This is a genomic window from Psychrobacter maritimus, assembly GCF_029953575.1.
GTDB lineage: Bacteria > Pseudomonadota > Gammaproteobacteria > Pseudomonadales > Moraxellaceae > Psychrobacter > Psychrobacter maritimus.
This window is the reverse complement of record NZ_CP124526.1, coordinates 1658308-1677956: the sequence shown is the minus strand read 5'-3', so window position 1 is coordinate 1677956 and position 19649 is coordinate 1658308. Positions and strand designations below refer to the sequence as shown.

General features: G+C 41.4%; 15 protein-coding genes and 1 pseudogene. 9 read left to right on the top strand and 7 right to left on the bottom strand.

The window, feature by feature from the left end:
* Nucleotides 1-352: 352 nt before the first annotated feature.
* Nucleotides 353-2704: a FepA family TonB-dependent siderophore receptor gene (locus tag QJS82_RS06965; protein WP_281490007.1), complete on the top strand. Its 2352-nt coding sequence runs from the start codon at nt 353-355 to the stop codon at nt 2702-2704.
* Between the two features lie 458 nt (nt 2705-3162).
* Here QJS82_RS06965 and QJS82_RS06960 read toward each other — a convergent pair whose 3' ends face one another.
* The 4 genes from QJS82_RS06960 to QJS82_RS06945 form a co-directional block, all read right to left on the bottom strand.
* Nucleotides 3163-3933 carry an ATP-binding cassette domain-containing protein gene (locus tag QJS82_RS06960; protein ID WP_191692374.1) on the bottom strand — a complete coding sequence of 257 codons (771 nt, stop codon included), beginning with the start codon at nt 3931-3933 and terminating at the stop codon, nt 3163-3165.
* Between the two features lie 71 nt (nt 3934-4004).
* Complete coding sequence (locus QJS82_RS06955; protein ID WP_198328173.1) at nt 4005-5075, bottom strand: iron chelate uptake ABC transporter family permease subunit; 1071 nt, start codon at nt 5073-5075, stop codon at nt 4005-4007.
* Between the two features lie 97 nt (nt 5076-5172).
* Nucleotides 5173-6150 carry an ABC transporter permease gene (locus QJS82_RS06950; protein ID WP_376779287.1) on the bottom strand — a complete coding sequence of 326 codons (978 nt, stop codon included), beginning with the start codon at nt 6148-6150 and terminating at the stop codon, nt 5173-5175.
* 207 nt (nt 6151-6357) lie between these two features.
* Nucleotides 6358-7401, bottom strand: a complete 1044-nt coding sequence (locus QJS82_RS06945) for a siderophore ABC transporter substrate-binding protein (RefSeq protein WP_191692372.1) — start codon at nt 7399-7401, stop codon at nt 6358-6360.
* A 484-nt stretch (nt 7402-7885) separates the two neighbouring features.
* On the opposite strand from QJS82_RS06945, the gene QJS82_RS06940 reads away from it, so the two are divergent.
* The 3 genes from QJS82_RS06940 (at nt 7886) to QJS82_RS06930 (ending at nt 10109) form a co-directional block, all read left to right on the top strand.
* Nucleotides 7886-8785, top strand: coding sequence for an energy transducer TonB (locus QJS82_RS06940; RefSeq protein WP_225211732.1), 900 nt, complete (start codon nt 7886-7888; stop codon nt 8783-8785).
* 123 nt (nt 8786-8908) lie between these two features.
* Nucleotides 8909-9598 carry a MotA/TolQ/ExbB proton channel family protein gene (locus QJS82_RS06935; protein ID WP_191692370.1) on the top strand — a complete coding sequence of 230 codons (690 nt, stop codon included), beginning with the start codon at nt 8909-8911 and terminating at the stop codon, nt 9596-9598.
* 109 nt (nt 9599-9707) lie between these two features.
* Nucleotides 9708-10109 (top strand): ExbD/TolR family protein, encoded by a 402-nt coding sequence (locus QJS82_RS06930; protein ID WP_191692369.1) that lies wholly within the window; start codon nt 9708-9710, stop codon nt 10107-10109.
* A 204-nt stretch (nt 10110-10313) separates the two neighbouring features.
* On the opposite strand, the gene QJS82_RS06925 is transcribed toward QJS82_RS06930, so the two are convergent.
* Nucleotides 10314-11336, bottom strand: coding sequence for an alpha/beta hydrolase (locus QJS82_RS06925; RefSeq protein WP_191692368.1), 1023 nt, complete (start codon nt 11334-11336; stop codon nt 10314-10316).
* Between the two features lie 219 nt (nt 11337-11555).
* Between QJS82_RS06925 and QJS82_RS06920 the strand changes: the two genes are divergently transcribed.
* The 5 genes and pseudogenes from QJS82_RS06920 (at nt 11556) to QJS82_RS06900 (ending at nt 17629) form a co-directional block, all read left to right on the top strand.
* Nucleotides 11556-12329 carry a hypothetical protein gene (locus tag QJS82_RS06920; RefSeq protein ID WP_198328169.1) on the top strand — a complete coding sequence of 258 codons (774 nt, stop codon included), beginning with the start codon at nt 11556-11558 and terminating at the stop codon, nt 12327-12329.
* Between the two features lie 138 nt (nt 12330-12467).
* Nucleotides 12468-14657 carry a TonB-dependent siderophore receptor gene (locus QJS82_RS06915; protein WP_198328168.1) on the top strand — a complete coding sequence of 730 codons (2190 nt, stop codon included), beginning with the start codon at nt 12468-12470 and terminating at the stop codon, nt 14655-14657.
* Between the two features lie 105 nt (nt 14658-14762).
* Complete coding sequence (locus QJS82_RS06910; RefSeq protein WP_198328167.1) at nt 14763-15905, top strand: siderophore-interacting protein; 1143 nt, start codon at nt 14763-14765, stop codon at nt 15903-15905.
* A gap of 262 nt (nt 15906-16167) precedes the next feature.
* Nucleotides 16168-16851, top strand: a pseudogene (locus QJS82_RS06905) (MFS transporter); the annotation flags it as partial.
* A 76-nt stretch (nt 16852-16927) separates the two neighbouring features.
* Nucleotides 16928-17629, top strand: coding sequence for an IS1 family transposase (locus tag QJS82_RS06900; RefSeq protein ID WP_281490006.1), 702 nt, complete (start codon nt 16928-16930; stop codon nt 17627-17629).
* 444 nt (nt 17630-18073) lie between these two features.
* On the opposite strand, the gene QJS82_RS13755 is transcribed toward QJS82_RS06900, so the two are convergent.
* Nucleotides 18074-18289, bottom strand: coding sequence for a hypothetical protein (locus QJS82_RS13755; protein WP_438656681.1), 216 nt, complete (start codon nt 18287-18289; stop codon nt 18074-18076).
* Between the two features lie 181 nt (nt 18290-18470).
* Nucleotides 18471-19073, bottom strand: coding sequence for a leucine-rich repeat domain-containing protein (locus QJS82_RS06895; RefSeq protein WP_281490005.1), 603 nt, complete (start codon nt 19071-19073; stop codon nt 18471-18473).
* Nucleotides 19074-19649: the final 576 nt, after the last annotated feature.

Below are 19649 nucleotides of genomic sequence, written 5' to 3'. Positions count from 1 at the left end.
AGAGGTTTTAGTTATGTAGCTTAACGATAAGGCTAATGATCAGCTAATTGAAGGTATTCGATATTGTATTGAAGAATAATGATAACTATTATCATTATTGTTTGCGTTATTTTTATAATGTTGCTAAAGTGTGCATTCTTTATTGCTGAGTAGTGGGTAGCTCTTTGCATCTTCTAGTTTTAAGATGTTATCTATATTAATACTTCAATTACTTATCTTACTTTTATAGCAATTAAAAAGCATAACTTTACCGTGTTTTTCTAGCAGGTATTCATGATGTTATATCGAATCTCTTCTATCAGAAAAGCTGAAAAATATTAGTAAACACTAAATACTTCCAGGATTGTCATCTATGCCAATATTACCAACCTCTTTTGCTATGAAAAACTCTTCCTTACAAAAACCACTATGTTTAACGACTGGTAAAGCTTTTCTGAGCATCGCTATCGCCTCTATTCTTACTACTACCGCATTCGCAGCTGAGAGCGGTGGCCTTACTGTACAACAAATAGAAGCGCAAGAAGCGGCAGAACAGCAAGCTATGCCCTCTGTTGAGCTAGATACCATTGTCGTTAAAGCGGCGCGAGAGGAGCTAGAACAAGCAGCGGGTCTGTCAGTGATTAGTGAAGAGGCCATCAAAAAAGCCTCTGTTTCCAATGACATTGCAGAGATCGTGCGCAAAATGCCTGGGGTTAACCTATCTGGCTCCTCAACTTCTGGTCAGCGCGGTAACCAGCGCCAGATTGACCTACGTGGTATGGGACCGAATAACACGCTGATTCTAATCGACGGCCGTCCTGTTACTTCTCGCAATGCAGTTCGCCCTGGTCGTGCTAGCGAGCAAGATACCCGTGGAGACTCGCAATGGGTGCCGCCGAGCGCTATTGAACGAATCGAAGTATTGCGTGGTCCAGCCGCGGCTCGCTATGGTTCTGGTAGTATGGGCGGGGTAGTTAATATCATCACCAAAGCGCCTACTAAAAAAGAATTTTCGGTCACCGGTCACTACGAATCCCCAGAGAGTGACTTAGAAGGCAAAGACTGGCGCACCAATATCAATATGGCTGGCTCTTTAAACGACAAGCTGTCCTTCCGTACCACGCTGGGTTACCACGACAGTGAAGGTGATGACCCTTATATCAATGCCGAAGACGCCCAAATTGTTGATGGGAGCAACGGACCAGCTGCTTCGGTCGCAGCAGGTGTTGAAGGGGTGGAAAATGTAGACGTCCGCCAGCTTTTTGAATACGCTATGGATGCGATGAATACTGTGGGTTTTGAGGTCAACTACAGCACGCAAGATAACCGCTGGGCGGGCGACTCGCAATTCCAAACAGTCAATGATGACTTGGTCGAAACCCTAGGGGGTGACACCACCAATAAGATGCGCCGCTATGGTGCTGCTTTAACCCATCGAGGTGACTATGAAAACTCCCGTAGTAACAGCTATTTAGAGTTTAACCGTACCAATAATGAGCGCTTGGCTGAAGGTACTGGTGGTAGTATTGAAGGTCAAATTAAGCCTCCAGTAGAAGGCGAAGATTACCTATGGAACAAAGCGACTTATGACACACTTAACGCCAAGTCAGAGTGGGATATCTTTTTTGACCGCCACACCTTGACTGCAGGCGCTGAGTTCCGTGGTGAAAAACTCAATAATCCTGTGGTTTCAGATTTAACTTTTGATGAAGGCTTTGACTTTGGGGATGTGGAAACTGACCCTGCTAAGCGCGATCCAAAATCAGATGCTTACCTGATAGGTGCTTATTTAGAAGACAACTACCAAATCACTCAAGATTGGTATGTAACCCCAGGGCTCCGTTTTGATTATCACAGCGAAGCCGGTAGCAATTGGTCACCGAGTATCAATACTACTTGGGACTTTAGCCCTAACTGGTCGGTGAAAGCAGGGGTCAGTCGCGCCTTTAAAGCACCATCACTTTATCAACTTGATCCCAACTATATCTACTACACTAAAGGCAATGGCTGTCCTTCTTGGATTCCGACTGATCAACGAGGCTGCTATGTTTTGGGTAACACTGATCTCGAGCACGAGACTTCTTGGAACAAAGAGCTGACTTTTACCTATGACGATGGTACAGGACTCAATGCTGGTCTGACGTATTATCATAATGCCTATGACAACCGTATTGGTGCGGGTGTAGATCGTGTGGGTGTAGTTGGTGTGGTGGTTGATAGTGCAGATATAAACCGCTCTGTTTTTCAATGGGAGAACCAAGGCGAAGCCATCATTGAAGGTCTTGAAGGCTTTGTAAAAGTGCCAGTGACTGACACGGTTTCTTGGTCTACTAATGTCACTGGAAATATTCGCTCAGAACGTAAAGATACTGGCGAAGCGTTATCATTAATCCCTAAGTTTACTGTTAATTCTAACGTTAACTGGGACATTACCCCACGTTGGAATACCGACTTTGGTGTTAGTTATTACGGAACTATTGAAGCGCCTGAAGTTTCAGTTACTACTGGCGATGCGTTAGAAACGCTAAAGCTTGATCGTAAGCCTTATGCACTTGCCAATATCAGCACTCGCTATAACTTGACGGATAGTGTCACCGTTGGTGCCGGAATCAAAAACTTATTTGATAAGCAAATTAAACGCGAAGGCACGGGTACCAATGCGGGTGCTCGAACTTTTAATGAGCCAGGTCGGGCTTATGTGTTTGATGTGAGTATTGATTTCTAATTCTTAGATACAGTATTTTCTTTAAGAATAAAAAAGGTCTGAACTAATGGTTCAGACCTTTTTATTTGGGTGATCAATTGTCTCATAATCTTGTAAAAAGTAATTCATTTAAATGCGACTGGTGATGCTGTCACTGGCTTTGAGCCAGGTCGTAACATCAAAGCCTCTTTAATCTAACAGTTCTAAAGCTTATTGGTTTTGGTATCGTCACTATAGTTAAAGTATCTTAAAAACGCTACGGTGCTGCTGATATCAATTTTTTGCAGCCTCTGTCTGCGTAGGCTCAGCAAGCGAGAAAAATTGATATCAGCAGCACTGTTATGTATCGATATTGCTTTTCCCTGACTATATATATTCTTAGTTTTTATTAGTCAGTAACTATTGAATGATTTTCAGAAGGTGAGATAAATTGTTCTTTTTAAGAAGTAAGGAATGAAGCTAGAGGCAGTTAGCTTGAATTACACCGTATCGACAATCACTGGACGACCTTGATGGTTTAAAACAGTGACATCGACGTTGTATAAATCTTTCATGGTTTCTTGCGTGAGGACATCTACAGGCGCTCCTGTGGCTAGCACACGCCCATTTTTCATCGTTACCACGGTATCAGCGAACTGTGCGGCTTGATTGATATCATGGAGGACAATGACCACGGTTTTTTGCTCAGTATGACTTAACTCACGTAGTTCACGCATCAGGCGACCAGCATGGTACATATCCAAATTATTTAATGGCTCGTCAAGCAATAAATACGGCGTATCTTGACAAACAATCATCGCAATCAGCACACGTTGGCGTTGACCACCTGATAGTGTCGATAAGAAGCGTTCGGCTAACGGCTGAAGCTCATAGCGCTCTATAATTTCTTGCACTTTTTGTTGATCGTTGGCGGTTGGCTGACCTTGATGATAAGGATAGCGCCCAAACATTAGTAGTTCATGCACCCGAAGCCGCCCTTGCACTTGGTTATCTTGCCCAAGCATTGCCACCGTTTTAGACAAGGTTCGTGCATCACAGCTGACAATACCACGTTCCTCATTATTTACATCAAAGCTTACTTGCCCACTTTGCAAAGGTTGCAAGCGTGCCATCACCGAAAATAGAGTGGATTTGCCAGCGCCGTTGGGACCAATTAAGGCAATGATTTGGGCACTAGGCAGGGTCAGTGTCATGTCATGCAAGATTTGCTGTTTGCCGATATGATGCGAGATGCCAGTTATTTTTATCATAATTGTTCTTACTTTATTGTTTTTACTTCATTTGAGTATCTGTGAGCTAAATTTTCAATAAATTTTTATGGTTAATGGCTTGAGCGACGTTGGCTCATAAAAATCAATATTAAAAATACCAAGCCACCAGCCAATTCAATGACGACCGATAAGACGCCAGCCATACCGAGAACTTGCTCAAATATGGTTTGACCGAGTACCAAGCAAATAATTGCCACTAAGCTGACCAATATTAAGCGTTCGCTATGATACATATTACGCGCGATACGATTGGTCAATGCGCAGACCAATAAGCCAAAGAAAGTCACTGGACCAACTAATGCGGTTGCCGTAGCAACTAGTACCGCAATGCCCGTTAACAGCCCAAATGCTAGGCGTTGGTAGTTGATACCGAGGTTGATTGCCTGTGATTTACCAAGCATCAAAACATCGCACTGATAGCGCCAGCGCCAAATAAACAGCGCACTAATGACACAAATAATAAAGCTAATACCCAAAAGTTGTGGGTTTACGGTATTGAACTGGGCGTAACTTGCCGATTGCACAACGACGAAATCATCAGGGTTAATCAATCGCGCAATCAGTGCCGATAAGCTGCGAAACAACACCCCAAAGATGACGCCGACTAATATCAGCCGTGTTAAATCCTGACTGCTTTTGGAGAACAGTAGTTTAAATAGCAATAACGACGCGCCAAACATCAAGACAATTTCAAGCGAAAATTTAGCAATCGGATTAAGACTGGTAAAGCTAATCGCGCCCAAAAAGAATACTAGTAAGCTTTGCAGCAATACATACAGCGAATCAAAGCCCAACAATGAGGGCGTCAAAATAGGATTGTGGGTTAAGGTTTGAAACAATAGGGTAGAGACGCCAATCGCATAACCAACGACCATCAGCGCTAGTAGTTTTTTACTACGTAATGGTAGCGCAAAATCCCAATGTCCATGGACGTTAATGCTTAAAAACAGAATCATCGAGATAAGCAATACAATGGACGCAATCGATTTTGGATGATTAACGATTGTTGTCCAGAGTTGTGCTAGACGACTTTGTCCAGAAGTAAGAGCGTCGTTATTTTCTGAAGCACTATCGTCTGCGGTGTTAGTGGTTGCGGCGCTAGGCTTAGATGATGAAAACATGCGTAAATCCTATAGTGCCAAACTTATTGGTAAAAAAGCAGTGATAAGTGAAAAGATTAGGTAACTGGATTGGGTTGAGTGATTCAAATAACAGCTTTTATTGTTCAGCAGGTGCACGTAATAATAGCCATAAAAACAGTACCGTACCAACCACACCGAAAACTGTTGCTACGGGCACTTCAAATGGATAGCGAATCGAGCGTCCAATAATATCGCACAGCAATACCGCTGAAGCACCAAGCAAGGCAACCGCAGGTAAACTACGGCGTAATTTATCACCCATCAATCGACTGACGATATTGGGCACGACCAAACCAATAAATGGAATCATACCCACCGTCACGACGACAACGGCACTCATCATGGCAACCATTCCGACGCCAATCCACGTCACATGACGTTTGCTGATGCCTAAGTTAAGCGCAATATTATCGCCTAAACCAATGATGGTCAGTTTATCGGCGATGATATAAGCCAGCACGCAGAGTACACCTGTCAGCCACAATAATTCATAACGACCAGCTAATACGCCAGAAAAGTCACCAAACTGCCAAACACTTAGCATTTGTAATGACTCAGTCTGATACGCGATGAAGGTCGTCACTGCTTCAATGATGCCGCCAAAGACAATACCAATCAGCGGAATCATTAAAAAGTCTGTCGGTGGAATACGGTGAATCAGCAGCATAAATAACATCATGCCAAATAGAGCAGCGATGGTTGCCACGCCCATTTTAATAATAAGCGCACTGGCTGGAAACAGCAAGCTGACCACGAGCAACCCTAGCGCTGCACTTTGGGTAGCACCAACCATTGATGGCTCAACGAAGCGGTTTTTTAGTACTACCTGAATAATCATTCCAGCCACTGCCATTGCGATACCTGTTAAGATAATGGCAATGGTACGCGGTAGTCGGCTGACTAACATTAACGAGCTGTCTGAGTTGGCGCTATGACTGATGAGGCTTTGCAGGATACCTGACCAGGAAAAATCGGCTACACCGATTGATAAGCTTAATAACACCAAAAGCCCCATAATGATGAGGCTAGCGCTGTTAATGAACCATGGTGCCATAACGGCACGTCGAGGTTGAGCGCTAAAACTATTGCTCGCGCTTTTTGACGACTTTGCTGAGCTAGTGGACAAAGAAGCGCTTGCTTTATCCTCAACACTGATCTTATTAGAAAATAACGGCATAAAGTTTGCTGGCTTAGAAATTTATTGACGCACAAAGTGATCGTTTGAGGACAGTTATCTAATAATGCTTAATAAATCTAACGATTATTTAGCATTATTAAAAGCGTCTTTAATGGTCGTTAAATCTTTAATCCATTGATAATAACCGCCGAATGCAAGATAAGAGTCTGGACTGAGATATACCACTTGATCTTTACTCCAAGCAGTGGTTTGGGCAACCAGTTTATTATCTAATACTGCTTTTGCTCCAGCACTGTCTTCACCAATTGCCGCGCTACGGTCAATGACAAACAACCAGTCTGGATTGGTCTTTTGTAGATATTCAAAAGACACTGGCTGACCGTGGTTACCATCTTTGATTTGTCCATCCGCTATTGGAATATTGAGTACGGTGTGAATAAAACCATAGCGTGACTCAGTACCATATACCGACATTTTATTGCCATTGACCATGACGACTAGGCCTGTGCCCTTATCTTTGGTGGAAGCTTTGGTTTCTGCTAACAGGTCATCAATGTCTTTTTGCAGTTTGGCCGCTTGCTCACTTTTACCAAACAATACTCCTAAATCAGCCAGGCGGCGCTTGCTCGATTCATAAATATCGGCGGTATCGACACTCATATCAAGGGTAAGAGCAATGTTCGAAAGTTCATCGTATTTTTTAGCAGTGCGGCCGCCAATTAAAATTGCCTGCGGTTGTAGCGCATTCAAGGCTTCAAGATCTGGCTCAAATAACGTACCTACTTCTTTTGGCTCAGGTTGGTTTTTTGCTTGCAGATTGTCTAACAACATATTGTTTGGCATACCTTGAATAGGCACATCAAGAGCGGCTAAATCTTGCATTAGCGTCATGTCATATACTGCAATGGGTGATGGGTTCATCGGTAAGCTTACTTCACCTTTTACGGTATCAATTTTTACAGTAGTGGCAGACTCGCCATTACTAGTAGCATTTGAGACTGTATCTGTCGTTTTATTTTCTGTTGTAATCGTTGCAGTTTCAGAGTCGCTAGAGTCGGATGATGTACAGCCAGTCAAACTAACAGTGGCTACTAATGCCACCATCATAGTGGTTAATAAAGGACGCTTGAATACAGGTACTGGTGTAGAGAGTAAAGTGGTAAACATAAATAACTCATTATACAGGTTATAGAAAGTTGGTTAATCAAACGACTGCCAAATATATGAAGGGTAGTAAAGAGTCTGCATAACTGTATTAACAACAGTGTTCTTCGCTATTTATTTTGCCTTCAATCTTCAATCTTATTGCTTATTTCGTTTTTTGTAAGGTCAGATAAGTAAACAGCGATTATCATAGAGGAGTTAGTGATATATATCAATGATAATGAGAACTATTGTCATTATTTATATTGGTTATTTTCATAGATAGAGGTACTCATCTTTCTAGCAGCTTTTAAGAAACAGCTTGCCTTCCTCTTAAACCTATTTAAAGTAGAGAGGGTAATTTGTAAGCGGAAATTAACATCTGAAAGATAATTATTGTTAATAGTTATCGTTTGCATTACTATTACATTTTATTTTATAGACTTATTAGGCTGTTATGGGTTCAACAAGTTTCAATGTGCCATCACTTAAATTAACATCAACAGTTATGGGTTGTGTTGTCACATTACACTTGCTGACAGCACTTGCATTGGTGATAGTCAAAACCCCTGTGACTACTATTAAGCCACTTAAAATAACGCCACCTATAGAAATACAGTTGGTGTCAGAAGTTACGACAATTGCAGAGCCGGTGACGGCAGCCGCAGAAGTCGAACCTATTAAAGCGCTCAAACCACAATCTGTTAGCGTACCTGAGGCAAAACCAGAGCCTAAAAAAGCCGTGCAACCAGTTGTGAAAGAAGAGACATCAAAGCCTCAAGTTGATACTAAGCCAGCTACTGCGACAACAAAGGTAGTAAATAGCAAGCCTGTCATCAAACAACCAATAAAATCACAAGAATCAGACGCAGCAGCTCAAGCAAGCGCTTTAGCAGCCGATAACGAACGTAAGATATTGGCAGTACAGGCTGAAAAGGCTACTCAACAAGTGCATGCCAAAGCTATGCGAGAGGCTCAGGCAGCAGCGGATGCCAAAGCAAAGGCAGATCGTGAAGCGCAAGCCGAATCCGATGCCAAAGCGGCAAGAGAAGCCGCACAAGCCGCTGCTCGTGAGAAAGCCAATCAACAAGCTGCCGCCGCCGCAAGTAATACCCCCGTCAATTTTACTGCCACTAACGCTAACTGGGCCTCAGCACCGAGTTTTAGTTTTCCTGCTCGTGCCAGACGAGCTGCCAAATCAGGCGAAACCTTTAGGGTGGTTTTGATATTACAAGTTAATAAGCAAGGCGGCATTGATAATGTGAGCTTAGCGCAATCTTCTGGCAACGCTGCACTCGATAGAGAAGCTCAGCAACAAGTACGTTCTGGTAAATTTAAACCCTTTACGAAAAATGGCGTACCAGTGGTGGGTAATGTGACTTTACCTATCAGTTATGCAGTGCCGTAAAAGTTAGTTATTTACCAAGCCCATTATTTTCAAAGCGTCACTATTTATAATTTTTCATGATAAGTCGTTATGCGGTACTCGCAACGAACTCATATGATTGCATAACATATTAAGGAGTCTGATATGGACTTTACAAGCTACTGGCAATACAGCGATTTGGTGACCAAAAGCTTGTTTTTCTTGCTATTGGTCTTATCGGTGCTCTCTTGGGTAACTGGTATTATTCGCATATTACAAAGCCGAAAATTGGCCGCCTGTGTTGCTGATGATTTGAGTCAGCAGGTTGAGATGAAGCGTTCAGCTGTGACTAACTCTGATGCTGCTATGCGTCGATTAGTCATTGAGCAAGCATTATTAAAGCATATAGGGCGTTACCGTTTTGCTAGCGAACGTGGCTTACCTATTTTAGGTACCACTGCAGCGATCGCGCCATTTATTGGGTTATTTGGTACAGTGTGGGGTATTTTTCACGCGTTACATAATATCGGTACCAGTGGGCAAGCAGGACTTGGACAAGTGGCAGGGCCAGTTGGCGAGGCGCTCATTATGACAGGTCTCGGTATTGCCGTCGCAATTCCAGCAGTGGTGTTTTATAACCTTGCCGTACGTATCAATCGACGGGTAATGTACCATGCCAATGATAGAGCCCATGATTTATTGGCGCAGTCTGTTAATTTAGCAGCAATGCAACCTTCAATGGAGCCTCATAATGTAGCTGAAAAGCAGGGTATAACCACTAATGTCACTGGTAGTAAGAGTGCTCATAGCAATAGTAGTATTCATACTGATAAACAAGAAGCTTATCAACAGTAGCAGTGCTAGCCTTTATTTATAAAGCTGTTGTAAACGATAGAACTGCATGGTTTTTTTCAAAGCAAAAATTTATGATTTTGTATAAGACTGATACACAATTGAGAATATTATGGCATTTCAGTTAGGTGATGATGACGTCCAAAGTATGAATGAGATGAACCTCATTCCACTTATTGATGTCATGTTGGTATTAATGATTATCTTTTTATTGACAGCGACTGTTTTGAACCCAACAGTACCGCTTGATTTACCCAAGACCAGTGCGCTAATCAATGAGCAGCCACCTGAAGCAATCCAAATCAGTATTGATAAAGATGCCGGTATTTTTTGGGATAGCGATCCTATTAGCATAGAAGAGTTAGATACTCGTTTGCAGCAAGAAAGTGATTCAGGCAAAGACCCTTCTATTCAATTGCGCGCGGATAAAGACAGCAAATATGATACGGTGGCGCAAGTGTTAGCATCGGCAAGCCAAGCAGGTTTAAGTAAAATTGCCTTTGTTAATGAATAACAATGAAAAATAGGAGTCATTTACCATAGTTGGCTTTCTATATAATCAATCTCGTCCCGCTATTATTAAAAATAACTAAGATAATAATAAAAAATAAATATAATAACAATCTTTCTCTTCCGCCTTGCTTGGGTAACCTAGCGAGGTTTTTCTTATCCAGTAGATAAGGTCAGAGTGCTAAAGTTATCTTGAATAGGCTTAATCTTAGAAGTTCTTTAAGCTCTCTAATAGAGAGGTTGTAAATACCTCTCCATGAGATTGGTTGTAAAACTGATAGCTACAACGCTCCTCAAAGTGCTCACAGACTTCCTTGGCGAATTCTTTTTTACTCATCAGAGTAGGCGCTACTACTGGCATAGTGGTCTGCTCTGGAGAGTGACTAAAAGTGAGTCGTATTTGTTTGTGTTTATTATTGGATATATCTGCAAGTTGCGCTTTAGGAAGATTTTGATATGCCTGCCAATAGTTAATCATCTCTCCATTTTGCCACCAAAGTGATGGATCTGCACTGAAATACTGCTGATAAGCTTCAGGATGCTTGAACAAATTATATAACACAAACAAACCACCGTAAGAGTGTCCCCAAATGGCTTCTTGCTTCGGTTTCTCGCCCAACTGTTCATATACCCAAGGTTTAATTTCTTTTTCAATCAACGCATAAAAGTTTTCTACACCGCCGTTTAATCGCTCTCTACCTTCTTCTGTAAACGCATTGTTATCTGTAGTGTTGGCTAATAGTGGTGGGGTATAGTCATAAGCTCTGGCGTCAACATCAAAACGATAAGGCGTCTGATAGCCTATGAAGACCAAAGCGGGCGCTGATTTTTGTGGTGTGGATTTGGATAATAAGCGCAGCGTTTCTTTGTTTAAATCATCAATAGCCGCATTGCCATCAAGCATATAAAGCACTTTACTAGGAGTTTTTACAGAATTGTTAGAGAGTAGATGATCGGTTGTCTGCTCAGGAATAGCTAACCACACTTGATAATGACGAGGTTTTGCATAGGCTTGCAGCGTTTTCAATTGTGAATCGGTTAAGCTAGAGGAGGATAGTTCTGGTGCAGGTGCACTGAAGGTATGATATACGAAACGATACCCGATATCTTTGGCATGCAATAAGCTCATATCTACGGTCTTGGTCAAGTCAGGTTTAGCATAGCTTGGTGACATCATTACTCCTGCCATAGTTATCGTTATAATTGCAAGGCTTCCCTGAAATCTTGACATACTTATCCTTTATTATATTTAGTTTATTGAAAAAAGCCTTAGACATAGCGTTGCTTATATTGAAGCTGTAAGAGGATTAACAAATGCAGTTTATATCACTGATAATGATTGACAATTAGTTACAATATCGTAATAATAATGCATATGATAATCGTTATCAATAGTATTGCTTTCTAGTGGTTCTGTATTTCACAAAAATCCTTCTTATGAGATTAAATTATGTCACGTTCAACTCAGTCATGTTTCAGCAAAAACCTATTATCTAAAGTTTCTATTTTATCTATTGCACTATTATCTTTAGGGGTTGCAGGCTGTCAAAATACGATGTCATCATCTAGCGCAACGCCTGTATCTACCTCTAATGCTGTCACCACGGGTCTCATGAAAACTCAAAGTAACTATGCTGATACCCGTTATTTAACGATTGACGGCAAAGATTATCCTGTTTCTGAAAACTCTGCTCGAGTAGTCATCAATAAAGCGAAAAATGCACCAGAATTGGTCGCTGATATTTTTGATGGAAAAGGTAAAGTTGCAGTACCAGGCTATAAAGTGATGTTGATGGTTCGAACGAACTCAGTGGCTGCAGAAGGCAGAAAGCTAGATAATGGTAAAGTTATCGATAATCGCATGATCCATCGTGGCAGCAAAACTCTTGTTGGTATCCCTGTTGTCAATGGTCAAGCAAAACTTGATCAGGCACAATTATTAAATTTCGATATCATTTTTGACGATTTAACAACAGTCGTTGCAGAGGGCGAAGTGGTCAAACCACGTGGTACCAAACTAACCAAAGCAAATATACCAGTTACCAATAAAAAAGTGGTCGTACACTCTTTGACCTTACCTAACATTGCTAGCGGTGAGAGTGCAGGTGGTGGTGTTAATTTCGAAGCCAGTGCAACAGTAGATGGCAAAGTCATAAAAACTGGCGCTAATAGTGCTTTTAATATCTTTTATACCGCGACTAGTGATAATGCTAGAGGATTCTAGTTGTTGAGTGCTAACTGGTAAGAACAGACTCTGACTTCACTAGATGAAGCCAGAGTCGTTTCCGTTTAATCGTTATCTGTTTTTAAAACCACTAACAAACCCAATGGGTTATCTACTATTGCTTTAAGGAATTCTCACGTGGTTAATAATACCTCCAATCAATCCTCGCATTTCCGACTATCTCCGCTATGCTATTCTGTTTTATCGTTACTCTTTATGTCAGTACCAGCGACTGCTGCTGAATCACAAAATAATGCTGATTCAGAGCCTAGCACCACATTAGATACAATTGTCGTTACCGCAAACCCTTTATATGCCATTGATCCGAGTGAAGACAATAATTTATATAATGCCAATGTCGCGACGGTCGGCACCAAGATACCAGATTATCTAGAAAATATTCCACAGTCTATCAGTGTGATCACCCAAGCGAAAATCGATGACTTAAATCTTGATACCCTAGACCAAATTGCTAAGCGCACGACAGGCTTACGCGTCCTGCAAAATGATGATGGGCGCTCCTCTATTTTTTCTCGTGGTTATGAATATGACCAATACAGTATCGATGGGCTCGCCTCTCCAATGGCAAGTATCAATGGCACCTTGCCTAATTTAGCGGCATTTGACCGAGTAGAAGTCATGCGTGGTCCATCTGGCTTGTTTAATTCAGCGTCAGAGATGGGCGGTGTGATAAATTTGGTTCGAAAGCGTGGTGAAGCCGATGGCAAGCAAATCTTAGAAGCCAATGTTAGTAACCCAACAGGTTATGGCGTAACTGCTGATCTACAAGGCAGTTTAAGCGCCGATGACAGTCTGGTTGGTCGAACGGTCCTGCAATACAATCAGCGTGCTAATCCAGTAGTTGATGATATCGGCGGAAAAGACAATCAAAATAGTACGGTCTATGTCAGTGTTGATAAGCAATTGAATGATTCCAGCAAATTTGGTCTAGGTTATTTAATGCAAGATCGACAAATCACACCTAATAATGGTCTACCAACTTTTGCAGATAAATCATTAATATCTTTACCTCAAGATAAATTCTATGGCGCTAAATGGAATGACTTTAACAGTCAGAGCCATGATGTGTTTGCCGATTTTGAGCATCGTCTTGCCAGTGCCGGCGTCATAAGTGCCGGTATGCGCTACTCTGATCGAGAGGCTGATTATAATTATGCTTTTGCAGGAAGCGCCCTTGTAGACAATAAAACCAATGTTGCTGGTATTGGTGCAGATATTCATGAAACGTCACTTAGTGCTGATGTCAATCTAAGCCAACCTTTTAAGATTGGCAACCATCAAAGCGAATATGTCATTGGTGCTGACTATAAACGCTTTAAAACTGATAATGAGAATGCACGAACTCAAGCCTTGGGTAAAGGGCTCACAGTCGAACAAATCAACGATTTGAACGAAGTCAGTATTATTGAGCAAGCACGTCGCGGTGAGAAAGGTTTTGCCCTCGTACACACTGAAAATACGCTGAGTGAGACAGGTTTATATGGCAAAGTCAATTATAAACCTATCGATAAGTTAAGTTTAATCGCCGGTGGTCGTTTGAGTCACTATGAGATAGAAAGTGATGACAAGATTAGCAATGCTAATGCCAGTACTGACAGTAGTAGCAAAGCCACCGGCTATGGGGCTGCTGTGTATGAGTTGACGCCAAATATCAACGCATATGGTAGTTATACCCAAGTATTTACCCCACAGTATGTCGCCAATAAAGACGGTGAGTTACTAAAGCCGCGTGAAGGCGATCAAATAGAAATCGGTCTAAAAGGACATTGGCAAGATACCTTATCTGCAAGACTAAGTGCCTACCGTCTGACCGATGAAAATGCTGCTGCTCCTACAAAAGATGGCGATCAAGTTGCATTAGGTAAACGTCAAATGCAAGGCGTAGAACTAGAAGTTAATGGCGAGATTATGCCGAATTTGCAGGTATCTGGCGGTTATAGCTATCTAGATAGTGATATTAAACAAGCATCAAGTGATAGGGATGATGGCATTTTCTTACTAATGCCAAAGCATTCTGCGAACCTTTGGGTAAGCTATGAAGCGGATAATTGGCTTGCTCGTCCATTAACAGTAGGATTGGGTGTCAACGCCGTCGGTGAGTTTTCTTCCTCTCAAGGTATCAAAGCAGATTCTTATAATACTTGGGATGCAATGGTCAGTTATCCATTTAATGATCAGCTCACCGGACAGTTAAACGTCTATAACCTCTTTAACAAAGACCATTATGTCCGCGTCGGTTCACTCAATACCTTTAATATTCCGGGTGATGAGCGTGAAGTAAAAGCGTCATTGTCTTATAAATTTTAGAAATAGTCATGGCTTGTTAGGTTACAAGCCTAATAAATGAGGCGCATTGAGTGGATCAAGCGCCTTGTCTTTTTTATAAAACTAATTTTTTATAAAGGGTGCATTATGTCCCAAGTTTTTGATCAACATTATACAGACAAAGTGCCATTACCCGTGGCGGCTAAAATAAAGTTCATGAACCATATCAATGATGAACACCAAGATGAGCTGGCTATGTTTGTGGAGGCATTTGCTGACACTAAGCTCAGTAATGATGTAGCGGTTGTGGTGGCAGAGGTTTATAGCGATGGATTATTGCTCGAAGCAGCAGCTCAAAACTCAGAAAGTCTACCAAGTCATAAAGCTGAATCGTTGCCTGATGTGGTCAAGCAATTCTTTATTGAATTTGAAAATGTGATTGATGAAACGGTTACTTTGAAGTCGCAATATATCAACCTCTTGCAGGTGGCTTCAAAGAAACTTGGCAAGCAGGCGATAAAACAGCAAGAGCGTTATTTCACTGTGATTGATAGTTATTACGCCAGCCCGAATATGTATCGATTGGTCGTGATCGCGCCTGCTGACTCGCCACTGAATCATGCAGGATACGCTTATCTGTTTGAAATGAATACTGACATATCAAACAGTCATGAATCTGCTAATGCCTCTGATAACGCATCGGAGAGGTTACAACGTTATTATACCTTGCGAAAAGCATGGCAAGATGCAGGAACTCAGCGAATACATGGCTGGGTGGATACTTATATTCATGGTGACACGCCTGGTGGAAATTGGGCAAGAGCGGCTCAAGCTGGCACGCAGCTCAAAAGTGTTCGCGATTATCCTGAAAAGATTGCGCATTTAAATGACGGACAATGTCTGCTTATCTGCGACGAAACGTCTATACCAACAGTCGCTAACTTATTAGAAAATTGGCACAATCCAATAGCGCCAATCGTCATTGTCGTTACTCATGATGTGGCAGATAGAGCGTATTTACAAGATATCGAATTAAGTCAGACATTAGCACAGATAGATAATTTTAAAAAAGATAGTATAACGCATATCTTAAATACGCCAACCACCAATCTTCCTGATGCTGTCTTGTCAGTTATAGATACACGCTTAGAAGGCGCATCTATCGTTATAGAAAAGGTTTGGGGAGCGCTTGGAGCGTCTGATGCCAAAATATTAAAGCGTCAATTAAAGGCTAAGTTTGGTTTGTCTCGCCAAGATATGGTGATGAAAGTGTATTGGCGAGCGTCTTAAAAGGTGAGTATGAGTCGCTTTGAACTGTCCCGACTATATCGGAGGCTGTTTATTTAAGTTAGGCCGCTAGATCTAACGGATTGAGGTTATCATAATACTGTTTTTCAAACTCAAAAGGTGGCACATCATCAATAGCGCGATACTTAGTAGAAAATGCTTTCGCTTGTGCTTATATCTGGCTGAAATAATGAGTGTTCAACACGCCTAAATAAAAATAACCTTAGATTATAAAATAACAGTCATTCTATAAAACGGTCTAAATATGTCTGCACCAAAACCTTCCTTGTCCAATAAACCGATTGCCACTGATCGCGTGCGCTCTACTGATTTACCTGTTGCATGGATTATGATGCTTGGGTTGATTGTGGCGGTAGGGCCATTATCGATTGATATGTATCTACCAGCGTTACCATCAATGGCGGACGACTTTGGCGTATCAACTGCCTTTATGGCAAACTCCGTCCCTGCCTATTTTGTCGGCTTGGTATTTGGGCAGCTATTTTATGGTCCGTTAAGTGATCGTATTGGTCGGGTTAAACCCTTATATTTTGGTATGATTTTATATGTCATTGCTTCGATTGTGTGTGCCACCACAAGTAATGAATACGTATTGTTTGCTGGTCGTACCTTGCAGGCCCTTGGTGCTTGTGTTGGGGCGGTGGTTACCCGAGCTGCTATTCGTGATCGCCTGACTGCCAAACAAACCGCCAAAGCCTTTTCTATTATGATACTGGTAAAGGGCTTGGCACCAATATTAGCGCCGTCACTTGGCGCACTATTTTTGCAGTTCTTTAATTGGCACTCTATCTTTTGGTTTTTAGCCGCTTTTGGAACGCTTAATTTATTATTGACGAAGTTTTTCTTTTTTGAAACGCTCAGCGAAGAAAATCGTAATACGCGCCCTGCTAAGGAGGTGCTCAGTCAGTACTGGGACTTATTAAAAGACCCGGTGGTGTATCAGAAAGTATGCTGAGGAGATAAAAGGAGGGTGACAGTCAAAGCAAGATGATATATTTGAGGTTATGAAGACACAAATAGATATCAACTGCCCCGACTGTCACAGTCCCAGTTTAAAGAAAAATGGCAAAAAAAGCTATGGCAAGCAAAACTACCAATGCAAAGCCTGCAAGCGTCAGTTCATTGGTGATCATGCCTTAACTTATAACGGCTGTCACTCTAGAATAGAAGATAAAATACGGCTAATGACAGTGAGAGGCTGTGGCATTAGAGACATTGCTATTATAGCCTCAGTTAGCATTGGTAAAGTGCTTAGCACCATAGGCTCATCTGTTTATAAGATTGCGCCTAAGAAGCGCTACTATGAACGCTTAGAGGTTGATGAGTTCTGGACTTACGTGTATCGCAAGAAGCGTAAAGTCTGGCTCATCTACGCTTATGACCGTGCTACCAATGAGATTGTCGCTTATGTCTGGGGCAAACGTGATTTGAGAACGGCTAAGAAGCTAAGAGCACGTCTAAAGCAGCTCAAAGTCAGCTATGACTCTATTAGTATGGACAATTGGGATAGCTTTATAACGGCTTTTAAACCAGATCATAAGCGAGTTGGCAAACAGCATACGGTAGGTATAGAAGGTAATAACTGTCGCTTGAGACACCGATTACGTCGAGCGGTTAGAAAGACTTGTTGCTTCTCAAAAAAGCTTGATAATCACTTTAAAGTATTCGATCTGGTGTTCTTTTATGTCAATTATGGCTACGTCTGATGTCAGCATACTTTTTAGAACACCACCAATAATTCATATAAGTATTCTCAAATAAGGTGATTTTGGATACAGCTATGCTAATTTTTAGCAAGTGATTGAGAGCCTCCTAACATGGAGATAAGCAATAATCTTATTATTGAGAATAAGTGCCAGATTATTGATGTTATAGGATCTCGATTAGTGTTGAATCTGAGCGATCGAATATAGCTCATTTTTAATAGGTAATGCAATGAAATATCACTATTACACCAGTATGAACCGCCTCGAATCTATCGGATTATTTAATAAAGTCGGGCATTTCAGTCAGTCAAGAAATATGCTCACATATACAGGTACTTCAGTCGGATAAGGTTAATTGCGTTACTCACAGACAACATCGTTTAAGTAAGCATAACTCTGAGAAATAGTCTCAAATAGGATTTTCTATATGTGAGTTCCTTGCTTCTAAGTTGGCTTACCACCAACACCATCCAAAAACTGACAGACAGCTTCTGATAAATCTGAGAGAGCGTTTCCCTGAACATCGACTTGTTCCAATTTTTTGAGATTGGTAATACTATCAGGCAGAGTTTGTAGGCCATTGTGATAGAGTCCAAGACCTTTCAGTTTATTCAAATTGCCTATCGAGCTTGGCAGGGTTTTGAGGTCAGAAGCACGTATGTCTAGTTTTTCAAGGTTTGTTAAATTTCCGATACTCTCAGGCAGGGCTTTCAGTTTTTCGTTATAGTCAGTTCAAAATAAAAGCGATACGTTATAGCTATGTGCGACTGGTATAAATTTTCCTTGCTTGCTGTTATCACAGAGGCTACGAAAAATTCATCTCAGTCGCACTGTATCGATTTTAAAGTAATTCTACTATAGCATACAGTTCAATACTTGTGAGTTTGCTTAGATTGCCAATAGCGTCTGGTAACTCCTGAACCTGCGTTCCTCTCATATCAAAATGGGTAAGCGATGTTAGATTTCCGAGCTCATCAGGAAAGCTCTCCAAGCTTTTTGAAAAGATATTAAGCGATTTAAGATTCTTTAACTGACACAGTACCTTTGGGAACTCAGTAAAAGAGCACTTCATATAAACCAGCGTCTCTAAGCTGTCTAATTGAGCAATCTGTTCTGGTAGCTCCTCAAAACCTCTTAGTCTAAGGTGTTTTAGGTTTGTTAAATTGCCGATAGCGCCAGGTAGTGGCTTAGTGGACTCACTTTCGCTTTGTAATACTGGTTTATTATCAATATAGCTATAACTTGTAGATTTTCCATATCCCAAGTCTAGTCGCTCTAACTGGCGTAACGCTTCAGGTTCACGAGGGATAGTGCTGTCAGAACTGCCTGCTATATTATGGTTATCCATCCAGTCCCATATCTCTGTCATCCAGTCTTCAACGCGCGTATCTTGATTGATAGTGCTGTTGTCATCTTGGTTGGTTTTATCGCTATATGCTGTCATAAGGTTACCTGTTAAATAATGATGGTTAAATGAGGTGAGTGCATTCAAACTTTTAGTGGGTTTTATTGCTATGTGTCAAACTTAAGAGTCGTTAGGCACAGTAATAAAACCAAAGGAAGCCATATTTTTAACAAAGCTTAGACTACCGGTGACTGAAACTGATAAAGGTTTATGACGCTGTTTGGATGGGTTGCTTAAAAAAGCGGAATAGCAGAAAGCGCTCATAAGACTCAGTAGCTGAGTATGAGGAAAATGATTGAGAGGTTTAAAGTTTGGATGTAATTGACTAGAGATAGTCATAAAGAAATCTCCTGTTGCTCTGTCTGTGTCAAATTGAAACGACATAGTCACCTTACAGAGCGAAAAGGAGGTGTGCGTTTTACCAGTCTTTGTTTTTCATCGCGCTGGAAGTAGCGGTAAACCCACGATGTTTTTTTATCATAACAAGCTGTTTAGCATTTGTCAAAAGTGACATTGAGCTATGCTGAAGGAATTCTAGAGAAGAATGACAATATCTTAGCGACTGCAAAGCAGTTAGGCATAGCCATGCAAACCTTATCTAACTGGCAGAATAAA